The organism is Marinobacter sp. THAF197a (assembly GCF_009363275.1).
Taxonomy (GTDB): domain Bacteria; phylum Pseudomonadota; class Gammaproteobacteria; order Pseudomonadales; family Oleiphilaceae; genus Marinobacter.
In genome coordinates this window covers 1,058,949-1,071,874 of record NZ_CP045324.1, presented here as the reverse complement: position 1 = coordinate 1,071,874, position 12,926 = coordinate 1,058,949, and the positions used below count along the sequence as shown (strand labels likewise).

Sequence of the window (12,926 nt, the reverse complement as noted above, 5' to 3'; positions counted from 1 at the left end):
TGGCCAGACACGCCTGGGGAAGTTGTTGATGTCTGCGCCTGTCATTTTTGCTGTCTTTGCCACCACTCTGCTTGCCGGGTCGTTGTTTTACCTGTTTTTCTATCGCACCTGGCGGCGAAAGCGGGAACTGCAGCAGCCCTTCCCCAAACCTTGGCGCAGCTATCTTAAAAAGCAGGTGCCCGCCTACAAACGGTTGGCACCGCAGCAAAGGAAGCGGCTTGAGCGCCTGGTGCAGCTGTTTGTCTCAGAGAAGGACTATTACGGCTGCGATGGCTTTGAGGTAGACGACAGAGTACGCGTAACCATTGCTGGCCATGCCTGCCTGCTGATTCTGGAACGGCCGTTTTCAGACTACGATGAAGTGCAGAGTATTCTGGTGTATCCGGACGTCTACCGGGCCCAGGGTACTGAGAGTGACGGCCTGGTGGTAAGCCACAGTGACCAGGTCCGCGCCGGCGAAGCCTCCTCCCGTGGCCAGGTGGTACTGGCCTGGAGCGAGTGCGAGAGCGCCATCGAAGAGCCGGACAGCCCTCACAACGTGATTCTTCACGAATTCGCCCACCAGCTGGACTACCTGGACGGCACCGCCGATGGCGCACCACCACTGTATGGCGAGCAGGCCCGGAACTGGCAGGAAACCATGACCAAGGCCTGGGACCACCTGCAACACCGCCTGGCACACCACCACAAGCCCTGGCTGGACCCGTACGGCGCCACCGAACCGGCGGAATTCTTTGCGGTACTGACCGAAACCTTCTTTCAACAGCCCGAACACCTGCTCGAAGCTCAGCCGGATGTTTACAAAGCGTTGTGCGGCTATTACCGGCTGGACCCGCGTGACTTCAGTAGCCACCGCCCTTAACGGCCATCACCCTTGACCCCAAGCCGGTCCAGAAACAGGTGCAGCTCCTGCTCGCTGATGTTCACGTATTCCAGCACCCGGCCGTAGAGCATCACCGTAGGCACATTGCGGCCACCCAGCTCCTTCTGGGTTTCACTGAGGACGTAAAGTATCGTCCTTTCGGTTTTTGTGAGACCATCCCGCGCATCGGGGATTACCTCGTCTATTCCGCGTAAACTGCTCATATTTCTGAATCCGGTAAGCTGCCCATGGAAATCAAAGTCAATTATCTCGACAACCTGAGGCTTGAGGCCAAATTCGACGATTTCACCGTCGTCTCAGACCAGCCTGTCCGCTACAAGGGCGATGGCTCGGCACCCGGCCCCTTCGATTATTTCCTGGCCTCGTCCGCCATGTGCGCAGCCTACTTTGTAAAGGTTTACTGCAACGCCCGGGATATTCCCACAGATAACATCCGCCTGTCGCAAAACAACATTGTAGACCCGGAAAACCGCTACAAGCAGATTTTCAAGATCCAGGTAGAGCTGCCGGAAGACATCTCCGACAAGGACCGCCAGGGCATCATCCGCTCCATCGACCGCTGCACGGTCAAAAAGGTGGTGCAAACCGGCCCGGACTTCCAGATTGAAGTGGTCGAAAACCTGGACGAAGACGCTCAGGCCCTGCTCACCGCTGCACCGGGCACCGACTCCAGCACCTACATCGAAGGCAAAGACCTGCCCCTGGAAACCACTATTGCCAACATGAGCGGCATATTGGCAGACTTGGGTATGAAAATCGAAATTGCCTCCTGGCGCAACATTGTGCCCCACGTGTGGTCCCTGCACGTGCGTGATACCGCCGCCCACATGTGCTTCACCAACGGCAAGGGCGCCACCAAGGAGGCCGCCCTGTGCTCGGCCCTGGGCGAGTTCATTGAACGGCTGAACTGCAACTTCTTCTACAACGATCAGTATTTCGGCCAGGACATCGCCAACAGCGAGTTCGTGCATTACCCGAACGAGAAATGGTTCCAGCCCGGCCCGGAAGGCGAGTTGCCCGAGGGCATTCTCGACGACTACTGCCTGGAGATTTTCAACCCGGACGGCGAACTGCTGGGCACCCACCTGTTCGACACCAACTCGGGCACGCCGGAGCGCGGTATCTGCAGCATTCCCTATGTGCGCCAGTCAGACGGAGAAACGGTATATTTTCCCTCCAACCTGATCGAAAACCTGTACCTGAGCAACGGCATGAGCGCCGGCAACACCCTGCAGGAAGCCCAGGTACAGTGCCTGTCGGAAATCTTCGAGCGGGCGGTGAAGAAAGAGATCATCGAAAACGAAATCGCCCTGCCGGACGTGCCGGAGAGCGTGCTGGCCAAGTACCCGGAGATTGTTGAAGGCATCAAGGCCCTGGAAGAACAGGGCTTCCCGGTGCTGGTAAAAGACGCCTCCCTGGGTGGTCAGTTCCCGGTGATGTGTGTGACCCTGATGAACCCGAAAACCGGCGGTGTGTTTGCTTCCTTCGGTGCGCACCCGAGCTTCCACGTGGCGCTGGAACGCAGCCTGACCGAACTACTGCAGGGCCGCAGCTTTGAAGGCCTGAACGACCTGCCGGCGCCAACGTTCAACTCCATGGCGGTGACCGAGCCCAACAACTACGTTGAGCACTTTATCGATTCCAGCGGCGTGGTGTCCTGGCGCTTCTTCAGTGCCAGATCCGACTACGATTTTGTCGAATGGGATTTCTCCGGCTCCAACGAAGAAGAAGCCGCCACCCTGTTCGGCATCCTCGCCGATATGGGTAAGGAATGCTACATGGCGGTGTTCGAAGACCTGGGTGCTCCGGTGTGCCGCATCCTGGTGCCAGGCTATTCCGAGGTGTATCCGGTCGAAGACCTGGTGTGGGACAACACCAACATGGCGCTGGCATTCCGGGAGGACATCCTCAACCTGCACCGTTTGGATGAAGACGAACTGGCCGATCTGGTGCAACGCCTGGAAGAGGCCGAGCTGGACGTGTACATGACCATCGTCACCCTCACCGGCATCGAATTCGATGAAAACACCGTGTGGGGCCAACTCACCATTCTGGAGCTGAAACTGCTCATCTACCTGGCGCTGGGCGAGCTGGAAGAGGCCCAGGAGCTGGTGGACATGTTCCTGCAGTTTAACGACAACACCGTAGAACGGGGCCTGTTCTACCAGGCCATGAACGCAGCCCTGGAAGCGACGCTGAATGAAGAACTGGCGCTGGACGACTACCTCTACAACTTCCGCCGTATGTTTGGTGACGAGGTAATGGATGCCGTAGTGGGCTCGATTAACGGCACGGTCCGCTTCTATGGCCTGGAAGAAACCGGCATGGACCTGCGCGGTCTGGACCGGCACCTGAAGATGATCGAAAGCTACAAGAAGCTGCACGCGGCCAGGGCCCGCAAAGCGGGGCTCTGACCACAGGCGGTGCCAGCAGGCGCCGCTACTCCAGCACCACCGTTTCGAAGCCGCCGTAGATCAGCCGTTTGCCATCAAACGGCATAGGATTCACATCCGGCTGTAGGCGCGGATCGTCCATGATTTTGGGCATGGCCTTGTCCCTCACTGCGCGGGACGGCCATTCAATCCATGAGAACACCACCGTTTCCTCGGGCTGACACTTCACGGCCATAGGAAACGACGTGACCTTGCCGTCTGGCACGTCGTCACCCCAACACTCCACCATTTTGGTAGCGCCGTATTCCTTGAACACCACGGCGGCATCGCTGGCGTGCTGGATGTACTTCTGTTTGTTTGCGGTTGGCACGGCGGCCACAAATCCATCGATATAACTCATGACTTTTCTCCTGATTCAGTCCTTCGGTGGCAGCTCTCGCACCGGCCGCACTTCAATGCTGCCGAAGCGTGCCGGTGGAATCCGGCTGGCCAGGTGCAGGGCTTCGTTCAGGTCTCTGGCCTCCAGCAGGTAAAACCCGGCCAACTGCTCTTTGGTTTCGGCAAACGGGCCGTCTGATATCAACACCTCACCATTACGAACCTGCACGGTGGTGGCCGTGTCGGTTGGCTGCAGAGGCTGGCCGGTGACGTAGTTTCCCTGTTCGGTCAGCCGCTCTACTCCGGCCACACACTCCTGGTTCAGGTCATGCCACTGCTGATCGGTCATGGCGTTGATTATGCTCTCCTGGTAATACACCAGAGCAACGTATTTCATGGATTACCCTCCTTCTGCCAGTGGGGCAGGATCTGGTTTGAACTGGGTTCGCCCGCTTTGCGCGATAAATGTTTCCTGCGGGGGTTGTTCTACTGTTTAGTCGAGCCAACACCCCGGAAATCGACAGGACGGGAATATTTTTTCAAACACCGCCAGAAAGGGATTGAAGCCGTCGCTCCAGAAAACGGCGCTCCGGCCCCTGAGTGGCAAGTTCCAAGGCACGCTGGTAGGCAGCGATCGCCGATTCGAAATCACCGGCTCTGCGCAACAGGTCGGCACGGGCCGCATGGAACAGGTGGTAGGTCAGGATTTCCTTGTTGCCCAGCAAGCCGTCCAGGAGCGCCAGTCCGGCTTCCGGCTCATCCCGCATGGCAACGGCCACTGCGTGGTTAAGTGCTATTACCGGCGATGGGTGTTGGCGATACAGGGCATCGTATAACCGGGCAATTCGCCGCCAATCCGTGTCTTCCGCCCGGCGAGCCTGGGCGTGCACCGCCGCTATGGATGCCTGCAGGGTATACGGTGAGGCCGGCGTTCTTGACAGTGCCCGCTCCAGCCACTTCAGCCCGAGCTCGATCTGGCTCTGGTCCCACTTTGAACGGTCCTGATCCTCGAGCGTAATCAGATCGCCCTGCTCGTCCTCACGGGCGCTTCGGCGAGAATCGTGCAGTAGCATCAGTGACAACAGGCCGAACACTTCACCCTCGGGAAGCAACCTCGCCAGCACCTCAGCCAGCCGAATGGCCTCACCTGAAAGGCTCACATCCACCAATGAATCGCCGTCGCTCCGGGAATAGCCCTCGTTAAACACCAGGTAAATGACTCGAAGCACCCCGGGCAAGCGCTCATCAAGCTCCCTCGGTTCCGGCACCTCGTAGGGAATCCCCGCCTCACGGATCTTCTTCTTGGCTCGTACTATCCGCTGGGCCAGGGTGGCTGGTTTTTGCAGAAGGGCGCTGGCCACCTGCTCTGTGGTCAGGCCGCACATTTCGCGGAGGGTTAACGCAACTCGTGCATCCAGCGATAACGCCGGGTGGCAACAGATAAACAGCAACCGAAGCTGGTCGTCTTCGATACCCTCTGGAGCGGCAGCTTCAGAGTTTTCTTCGTCTACCGCCATCAGATGCGCATAGCGCCTGGCGGTCTGACCCCGGCGGATATGATCAATGCCCTTGTGATGGCCGGCCCGGATCAGCCAGGCAACCGGATTATCCGGCCGCCCTTCATCAGGCCACTGGCGCACAGCAGCGGCAAACGCCTCCTGCATGGCTTCCTCGGCCAGTTGAAAGTCGCCTAACAAACGAATAAGGGTAGCCAGCACCTGTCGGGAATGCTGATGGTAAAGTTGGCCAATTGCGGGATAGTCTGATGACATTGCTTGCACATTGCCGTCCATTGCCTTGAGCGAAGGAAACACCACACATCATTTGATAGCATGACTCACAGATTTTTCCACGCAGGAAGCATTACCAAATGGCAACGCGAATCACCTTACATTACTGTACCGGCTGTAACTGGATGCTGAGATCCACCTGGATGGCCCAGGAACTGCTCACCACCTTTGACGGCATGGTCGACGAACTTACCCTGAAACCCGGCACCGGCGGCATCTTCGAAGTCTGGGTAAACGACACCCGTATCTGGTCCCGCAAGGAACAGGGAGGCTTCCCGGACATCAAGCAATTGAAACAGCTGGTGCGGGATCAGATCGCGCCGGAACACTCCCTCGGGCATTCAGACAAACCCGCGTAATTCGGGCCAGGGAGGTTAACGATGCAGCTTCCTCGGAACCCACCACAGGAAAAAAGCCATCCCGAAAAGCTCCACCAGGGATTGAAACACCACCACAACCACGGCCAGCTCATACGAGGCAGGTAATGACAGTGCCAGTGGGAGGACAACAAACGAATTCCGGCTACCAAAACTGAACGCCAACACCCTGCCCTGCTTGGCCGGTAACCGCGCAACCTTGGCGACGACCACCGACAGCATCCCGGCAGCCAGCAAGAATGCGGCAAAGAGCAGGAATAGCCAGGGAAGAAGTCCAACCCACTCCAAGACCAGATTCACTTGCGCGGTTGCAATACAGAAGACCACCAAGGCCAACAACGGTACAGGCAGCCAACCAAGAGCTATCACAACCGATTGCCGGCTTTTGCTCCGCCCCACCCAGGTTTCCGTCAGATAAGCGGCAATCAGGGGCGCGACCATCAACCCGACGAATGCCAGTATCAACTCCTGCTGGACCACACTGGCGGTAATCTCTGTGCCCAGGAACAACCACACGTAAAATGGCAACAGCAGCAGCTGGAGCAAAAGGCTAATTGGTGTGAACGCAATGGCACTTCTGGTGTCACCGCCCCCCAAATGGGTAAAGGTGATAAACCAGTCGGTACAGGGCACCAACAAGACTAGCAACAGGCCCAACTGGACAGCTGGAATAGCCGGGCCAAGGGCCATTAATCCCCAAGCGATGCATGGTAGCAAAAGAAAGTTGCCAATCACCGCCGCGAACATATATCGAGGCGTTGTAAACGCATCCCGCAGGCGCACCAGCGGCACCTGGGTAAACGTCGCGTAGAGCAAAGAGCCCAGTAGCGGCCAAAGAAGCCATTCCAGACGCCCACCAAGGTCGGGCATCCACACTCCCACCAAAAGGCCCAGGCAGATAGCCACCAGATAGATAAAGACCTGATACTCTTCCATCACTTCACGGGCCAACAGTAATGCCTCCTCGTTCATCAGTGACGATCAGTGCAACACTCATGCTCGCTACCAGAAACAACAACACTAAGGATCTCACCATGCCCCGCATCACCTTCCTGTTACTGAGCGTCCTCCTGATTTCCGCCTGCAGCCCTTCCAGCACTGACAGGCCGCCGGCATCCGGAACCCTGACACAGGAAGCTCTTGACCGCCATGGCGAGGAATTCCGGGAAGACGTGATTGAAGTCACCGACGGTGTTTATGTTGCCATTGGTTTTGGTATTGCCAATTCCATCATGATCGAAGGGGATGACGCCGTCACCATTGTGGATACCATGGAGTCGCTGGAAGCGGCGGAACGAATCGCCGCGCGTTTCAGGGCAATCACTGACAAACCGGTGCGAGCCATTATCTATACCCATTCGCATCCGGACCATATCCATGGGGCGCCGGCTTTTATCAACGATGGCGATCCGGTCGAAATCTATGCTCACCGCTCTCTGGAGAAAGCGGTTGACCAGACCGTGAGTGTGCTTCAGCCCATTATCACCCAGCGCTCCTTTCGCATGTACGGCAGCCGACTGTCCGATGCCGACCGAACCAATGTGGGTATCGGCCCATTTGTGGATTTGCAGGAACACAGTACCCTGCAGATCCTGCGACCGACTCAGACCTTTCAGGATGAGCTGAGCATCACCGTTGGCGGTGTGGAGATGATACTCAAACACGCCCCCGGCGAGACCGATGATCAAGTGGTGGTGTGGCTACCGAAACAGAAAGTACTGCTGCCCGGCGATAACTTTTACCGGGCCTTTCCCAACCTCTACACCATTCGAGGCACCAGCTACAGGGACCCGAAAACCTGGGCTGACAGCCTGGAGATGATGCGCGACCTGGAGCCGGAATACCTGGTACCCGGCCACTCACGCCCGGTAACCGGCAAAGCTGAAATCCGTAAGCACCTGACCGACTACCGCGATGCGATCCGCTATGTCTATGACCAGACCATCCGCATGATGAATGCCGGCAAAACTCCCGACGAAATTGCCCATGAGATCCGTTTGCCGCCGCACCTGGCACAATCCCCGTTCCTGCAGGAGTTCTATGGCAAACCGGAATGGTCTGCCCGCATGGTCTTTAGCGGAACGCTTGGCTGGTTTGATGGCAATCCCAGTAACCTGCACCCCACACCGCCGAGAGAAAAAGCCGAGCGCATCGCCCAACTGGCAGGTGGTGAAGATGCATTGATGGCTGCGGTGGACCAGGCTGTCAGTAACGAAGACCATCAATGGGTGCTGGAGTTGACTGACTATGTACTGAGCCTGACACCGGAACACCAGGCAGCCATCGAGCACCGAATTGCGGCCTTGCATGCCCTGGCGTCAGCAGAATCCAATCCGGGAGCTCGTCACTACTACCTCACGTCCGCCGCCGAGCTGGCCGGCGAGATTACCTTGCCTCTGATGGCAGTAACCCCGAACGATACAATGTTGAAGGGAATTCCCATCAACAACTTTTTCAGCGGCATGAGCGTCAACCTGGATGGCGAGTCCGCATGGGACATCTATCAGTCTGTGGTCTTTGAATTTCCCGACCTGGATCAGAGCTTCACTCTCACTGTGAGAGGAGGCGCCTCAGAACTTCGGGACGGCGAATCAAGGGATGCCGATATCCATGTGCGCATCGACAGCCTCGACTTCAAGCGAATGCTCGCCGGCATCCGCAACCCGGCCTTGGCCATTCTGTCGGATTTCGAGTATGTCAAAGGTGGGCGGATTGGCTTTACCCGGTTTCTCCGGTTGTTTGAACTAGATCTTGAGGACTAACGAACACGAATCACAGGCCGGCAAACGGCATCCTCGCCAAGCCTTCCAGCGAGGATGCCAACCTTAACACTCTCGGTTCCGTGAACGGGAAACTCTGACAACGAATTGCCCGCTAACGACAGAACCGATCCCGAGCACCCTGGATCCACTGATAGAAAACCGGCACCAGCAAGGTTCCCAGAATCGTCGCGGCGACCATACCACAAAGTACCGTTACACCCAGGCTCACCCGGCTCGCCGCACCGGCACCACTGGCAAACACCAAGGGCAGCACACCCAGCACGAACGAAAACGCCGTCATCAAGACCGCACGAAAACGTAGAACGGCCGCCTTTCGGGCCGCCTCAGCAGTGGCCAGGCCGGACTGTTTCAACTGCATGGCAAATTCAACAATCAGGATGGCGGTTTTGGTCGAGAGGCCGATCAACAACACCAGCCCCACCTGCGCATAGATATTATTCGCCATGCCAAGCAGCCAGAGCCCACCCATGGCGCCGAACATCGCCAGCGGCACCGCACCAATGACCGCCAGGGGAAGACTCCAGCTTTCGTACTGGGCAACCAGAAACAGATACACGAAGACAATAGCCAGCAGGAAGATCACCGTTGCCAGGCTACCAGCCTGAATCTCCTGCAAACTCTGTCCAGCCCAGCTGAATTCGTAACCCTGGGGCAGCTCTTTTGCAAGGCTCTCCATAGCTTTAAGCGCATCCCCGCTGGCATAGCCGGCGGCGGCTTCACCTGACAGCGTGACAGAACGCTTGAGATTGAAATGCTGAATAGTCGACGGACCAAGAACCGGCTCCAGTGATGCAAGCGTAGTGAGCGGCACCATGTCACCCTGTTGATTTCGCACATGGTAGTAGGAGAGGTCTTCGGGATCCTGTCGGAAGCGACCTTCAGCCTGCAGCAAAACCCGATAGTTCTTGCCAAACCGGGTAAAATCGTTCACGTACAGCGAACCAACCTGTGTCTGAAGGGTGGAAAAGATGTCAGAAAGCTGAATGCCCATTGCCTTTGCTTTGTTGCGGTCCACCTGCAACAGGTACTGGGGAATGTTTGCCCGGTACGTACTGTAAACCCGCGACAGCGCCTCGTGCGCATTGGCCTCAAAGATCAGACCATTCATCACCCGGGACAGCTCAGAAACATCCCGCCCCTGGTTGTCCTGAAGCCGGAAGTCGAACCCGGAGGTTGTGCCTAATCCCGGAATGGGCGGGGGGTTGAATACCATCACCTGCGCCTCCGAAACTGACCAGAGCCGTGATGTTAACCGCGGAATGACCTGCCCCAGGCCCAGCGCTTCACTTTCGCGTTCTTCCCAGTCTTTGAGCGTCACAATGCCAAGGCCGTTGTTGGAGTTTGCGCCACCCAACAGGGAAAATCCGGACACCGTGATGAAATTTGTCACTGCCGGGTCTTCGAGCACCAGCTCCGTAACTTTTTCCAGCACGACATCGGTGCGCTCAAGGGCTGCTGCATCTGGCAACTGCACATCAACAAACAAAAACCCCTGATCCTCCGGCGGTACAAATGCCGTCGGCACTGCCTTGAATAAACCCGCGCTGGCAACCAGTATCGCCCCCAGGGCCAGCCCCGCCAGCGCACCCTTACGTAGCAGGCGCGTTACCAGCCCGTCATAGCCTCTGGTGCTTCTGGTAATCAGCTTTTCAAAAGGGCTCAACCAGCCCATGGTCTGGCTTCCGCCACGGCCCAGCAGTGAAACGCAAAGCGCCGGGCTCAGTGTCAGTGCGTTGATCGAGGAGATAACCACTGCCACTGAAATGGTCACGGAGAACTGTTTGTATAGTTCACCGGTTATACCCGGCATGAAGCCGACCGGGACAAACACAGCCAAAAGCACAAGCGTTGTTGCTATGACAGGGCCGGTAACCTCGCCCATAGCCTTGGTGACTGCTTCGCGAATTGGCAGCCGTTCTTCCTTAAGCAGCCGCTCAACGTTCTCGATCACCACGATTGCGTCATCCACCACGATACCGATGGCGAGCACCAACCCGAACAATGTGATGGTGTTGATTGAATACCCGAGTACTGCCATCACTGCAAAAGTGCCAATGAGCGAGACGGGAATCGCGATACTGGGAATCAACGTAGCCCGCCAGTTCTGCAGGAACAGGAACACCACCAGTATGACCAGACCGACGGCCTGCAACAGGGTTACAATCACTTCGTCGATCGAGCGGCTGATGAATTCGGTACTATCGAAAAGAACGCTGTACTCAACGCCGTCCGGAAATCCTGGCGCGGCGTCATCTACGACCTTTTTAACGCGCTCGGCGACGTCAAGCGCGTTTGCATCCGGCAACTGGTAAATCACCACGAACGCCGTATCCCGATTATTGAGCCTGGCGGTTGAGGCATAAGAGCGTGACCCCAGCTCAATGCGACCAATATCCTGCAGGCGCAGGAACCCGCCATCGGCGTTTGCCCTCAGGATAGTCCTGGCAAATTCATCAGGGTCTGAAAGCCGCTCCCGGGTCTGTATGCTGTATACAAACTGCTGCCCGGGTGGCACAGGCGACTGGCCCAGTTTACCCGCCGCGACAATCTGGTTTTGTTCGCGCAGTGCCGCGGCCACCTCTGCAACGGTAATATCGAGCGATGACATGCGTTGCGGGTCCAGCCAGATCCGCATGCTGTAGTCTTTTGCCCCCATGACCTCAGCAGAACCAACGCCAGGCACCCGCCCCAGCGCCTCAACCAGGTTGTTGGAGGCGTAGTTGCTGAGAAAAACACCATCAAGATCCGGCCGTTCAGACGTCAGGTTGATACCCATCAGCATATTACCGGACTGCTTACTCACCACCACACCCTGCCGGCGGGCTTCATCCGGCAGGAAAGGTTCCGCCAGGGCGACACGGTTTTGAACGTTTACCTGGGCAAGGTCCGTGTCTGTTCCACTTTCAAAGGTCAGCGTTATCTTTGCCACCCCATCACTGGAGGCCGTCGACTCTATGTAGATCATCCCCTCCACCCCATTGAGCTGTTGCTCAATGGGCCGAACAACCGATTCCTCAACCACCTCGGCGCCGGCTCCAGGCAAAGATGCAGACACCTGAATCTGCGGCGGAGCCATGTCGGGGTACATGTTCACCGGCAACCCGCGCAGGGCAAGCACGCCTGCGAGGGTTATCAGGATGGAAATAACAAAGGCAAACTTTGGTCGCTGTATGAAGACGCGGCTGATCATTGGGCAAGCTCGCTCTCAGTAGCAAGTACGCCCGTTTCAGGGTTGATACGCTTCTCGACCGGGCTGACGATGATACCGGAGCGAACCTTCTGCATTCCCTCTACAATCACCCGCTCGCCAACCTCGAGCCCGGATTGAACAACGACCATCGCACCGCGGCGTGGACCGGTGGTTATAAAACGCTGAACGACCTGTTCCTGGTCGTCTACCACAAGCACGAACAGGCCCTCCATCGTTTCCTGCACCGCAACCTGCGGCACCAGGAGCCTGGACTCACCGGTTCGCCCTTCTATGTGCAGGGTTACAAACAGCCCCGGCAGAAGAACCGCAGCGGAATTCGGAAACACGGCCCGCATGGCTACGGTGCCGGTGGAGGCGTCTGTGCTGACGTCAGCAAAGTCCAGAACGCCCCCCTGATCATAGCGCTCGCCATCGGGCAGTGTCAGGGACAGCGAGAGATTACCGGCCCTCGTCTCCGCCGCAGCCTGGCCGGCGCGCCGATAGGCCACAAAATCCGCCTCGTTAACCTGGAAGCCTACGTACATTGGATCAGTCACCAGAATTTCCGTAATCGGGCCGCTTGCGGGACTAACCACAGCGCCGACATCAAAATTCAGCTTGCCGATCCAACCATCAAACGGTGCTCGGATTTCGGTGTAACCCAGATTGTTCTGCACTTTCTCCACCGCAGCCTCTGCCGCCTGCAGCCGGCTCTGAGCAACACTGAAACGATCACGGAGTTTGTCCAGGTCAGCCGCTGAAAGGAATCCTTTGTCTGCAACATCTTCGCCCCTGCGCAGGTTTCTGGTAGCCGACTCCAGTTCCGCCCTGGATGCCGTCAGTTCAGCTTCTGCTTTCCTGAGGTCCGACCTGGCCACGGTGTCTTCCAGGCGCACCAGCAACTGGCCTTTTTCAACCCGGGCGCCTTCCTTGAAATTGATTTCCCTGATCTCTCCCTCAATGCGAGCAGAGATATCCGCTTTTGCAGACGCGGCGGTTCGGGCCACGAATTCTCGGGATGGCCGCACTTCCGCATTAGTCAGTGTGACCACGGATACTGCGACCGGCGGGCTCGCAGGCGCGCCAGTGGGTTCGGAACAACCAGCAGTCAGAAGTAAAAAACACACAGACA

Annotated in this window: 11 protein-coding genes; 4 read left to right on the top strand and 7 right to left on the bottom strand. The window is 57.4% G+C overall.

Annotated elements, in window-relative coordinates:
• Positions 1-28: 28 nt before the first annotated feature.
• On the top strand, positions 29-862 hold the full coding sequence (locus tag FIV08_RS04955; RefSeq protein WP_152437533.1) for a zinc-dependent peptidase: 834 nt from the start codon (positions 29-31) through the stop codon (positions 860-862).
• Here FIV08_RS04955 and FIV08_RS04950 read toward each other — a convergent pair.
• Positions 859-1,086 carry a hypothetical protein gene (locus tag FIV08_RS04950; protein WP_152437532.1) on the bottom strand — a complete coding sequence of 76 codons (228 nt, stop codon included), beginning with the start codon at positions 1,084-1,086 and terminating at the stop codon, positions 859-861. The two genes, FIV08_RS04955 and FIV08_RS04950, sit on opposite strands and share 4 nt — an antisense overlap.
• A 24-nt stretch (positions 1,087-1,110) precedes the next feature.
• Here FIV08_RS04950 and FIV08_RS04945 point away from each other — a divergent pair, with 24 nt between their 5' ends.
• Entirely contained in the window at positions 1,111-3,297 is a 2,187-nt protein-coding gene (locus FIV08_RS04945; RefSeq protein WP_152437531.1) for an OsmC domain/YcaO domain-containing protein, read from the top strand.
• 25 nt (positions 3,298-3,322) lie between these two features.
• Here FIV08_RS04945 and FIV08_RS04940 read toward each other — a convergent pair whose 3' ends face one another.
• The 3 genes from FIV08_RS04940 to FIV08_RS04930 all read right to left on the bottom strand — a co-directional run bounded on the left by FIV08_RS04940 (position 3,323) and on the right by FIV08_RS04930 (position 5,426).
• Positions 3,323-3,676 carry a DUF1428 domain-containing protein gene (locus FIV08_RS04940; RefSeq protein WP_072677831.1) on the bottom strand — a complete coding sequence of 118 codons (354 nt, stop codon included), beginning with the start codon at positions 3,674-3,676 and terminating at the stop codon, positions 3,323-3,325.
• 15 nt (positions 3,677-3,691) lie between these two features.
• Positions 3,692-4,051: a YciI family protein gene (locus FIV08_RS04935; protein ID WP_061333342.1), complete on the bottom strand. Its 360-nt coding sequence runs from the start codon at positions 4,049-4,051 to the stop codon at positions 3,692-3,694.
• 142 nt (positions 4,052-4,193) lie between these two features.
• Positions 4,194-5,426, bottom strand: coding sequence for an RNA polymerase sigma factor (locus FIV08_RS04930; protein ID WP_152437530.1), 1,233 nt, complete (start codon positions 5,424-5,426; stop codon positions 4,194-4,196).
• Positions 5,427-5,524: 98 nt separating this feature from the next.
• Here FIV08_RS04930 and FIV08_RS04925 point away from each other — a divergent pair, with 98 nt between their 5' ends.
• Positions 5,525-5,803 (top strand): SelT/SelW/SelH family protein, encoded by a 279-nt coding sequence (locus FIV08_RS04925; protein ID WP_106693606.1) that lies wholly within the window; start codon positions 5,525-5,527, stop codon positions 5,801-5,803.
• Between the two features lie 15 nt (positions 5,804-5,818).
• On the opposite strand, the gene FIV08_RS04920 is transcribed toward FIV08_RS04925, so the two are convergent.
• Complete coding sequence (locus tag FIV08_RS04920) at positions 5,819-6,793, bottom strand: arsenic resistance protein (protein ID WP_152437529.1); 975 nt, start codon at positions 6,791-6,793, stop codon at positions 5,819-5,821.
• A 62-nt stretch (positions 6,794-6,855) separates the two neighbouring features.
• On the opposite strand from FIV08_RS04920, the gene FIV08_RS04915 reads away from it, so the two are divergent.
• Positions 6,856-8,583 (top strand): alkyl sulfatase dimerization domain-containing protein, encoded by a 1,728-nt coding sequence (locus tag FIV08_RS04915; protein WP_172972248.1) that lies wholly within the window; start codon positions 6,856-6,858, stop codon positions 8,581-8,583.
• Positions 8,584-8,695: 112 nt separating this feature from the next.
• Here FIV08_RS04915 and FIV08_RS04910 read toward each other — a convergent pair whose 3' ends face one another.
• Together FIV08_RS04910 and FIV08_RS04905 are read right to left on the bottom strand one after the other, a co-directional pair.
• Positions 8,696-11,794 (bottom strand): efflux RND transporter permease subunit, encoded by a 3,099-nt coding sequence (locus FIV08_RS04910; RefSeq protein WP_152437527.1) that lies wholly within the window; start codon positions 11,792-11,794, stop codon positions 8,696-8,698.
• Positions 11,791-12,846 (bottom strand): efflux RND transporter periplasmic adaptor subunit, encoded by a 1,056-nt coding sequence (locus FIV08_RS04905; RefSeq protein ID WP_267313116.1) that lies wholly within the window; start codon positions 12,844-12,846, stop codon positions 11,791-11,793. Before FIV08_RS04905 ends, FIV08_RS04910 begins: the two co-directional genes overlap by 4 nt.
• Between the last annotated feature and the right edge of the window lie 80 nt (positions 12,847-12,926).

Bases quoted from the DNA above. Each gene is read 5' to 3' on its own strand.
- FIV08_RS04930 (WP_152437530.1), bottom strand. From the start codon at position 5,426: ATGTCATCAGACTATCCCGCAATTGGCCAACTTTACCATCAGCATTCC.
- FIV08_RS04935 (WP_061333342.1), bottom strand. From the start codon at position 4,051: ATGAAATACGTTGCTCTGGTGTATTACCAGGAGAGCATAATCAACGCC.
- FIV08_RS04920 (WP_152437529.1), bottom strand. From the start codon at position 6,793: ATGAACGAGGAGGCATTACTGTTGGCCCGTGAAGTGATGGAAGAGTAT.
- FIV08_RS04950 (WP_152437532.1), bottom strand. From the start codon at position 1,086: ATGAGCAGTTTACGCGGAATAGACGAGGTAATCCCCGATGCGCGGGAT.
- FIV08_RS04915 (WP_172972248.1), top strand. From the start codon at position 6,856: ATGCCCCGCATCACCTTCCTGTTACTGAGCGTCCTCCTGATTTCCGCC.
- FIV08_RS04945 (WP_152437531.1), top strand. From the start codon at position 1,111: ATGGAAATCAAAGTCAATTATCTCGACAACCTGAGGCTTGAGGCCAAA.
- FIV08_RS04940 (WP_072677831.1), bottom strand. From the start codon at position 3,676: ATGAGTTATATCGATGGATTTGTGGCCGCCGTGCCAACCGCAAACAAA.
- FIV08_RS04925 (WP_106693606.1), top strand. From the start codon at position 5,525: ATGGCAACGCGAATCACCTTACATTACTGTACCGGCTGTAACTGGATG.
- FIV08_RS04910 (WP_152437527.1), bottom strand. From the start codon at position 11,794: ATGATCAGCCGCGTCTTCATACAGCGACCAAAGTTTGCCTTTGTTATT.
- FIV08_RS04955 (WP_152437533.1), top strand. From the start codon at position 29: ATGTCTGCGCCTGTCATTTTTGCTGTCTTTGCCACCACTCTGCTTGCC.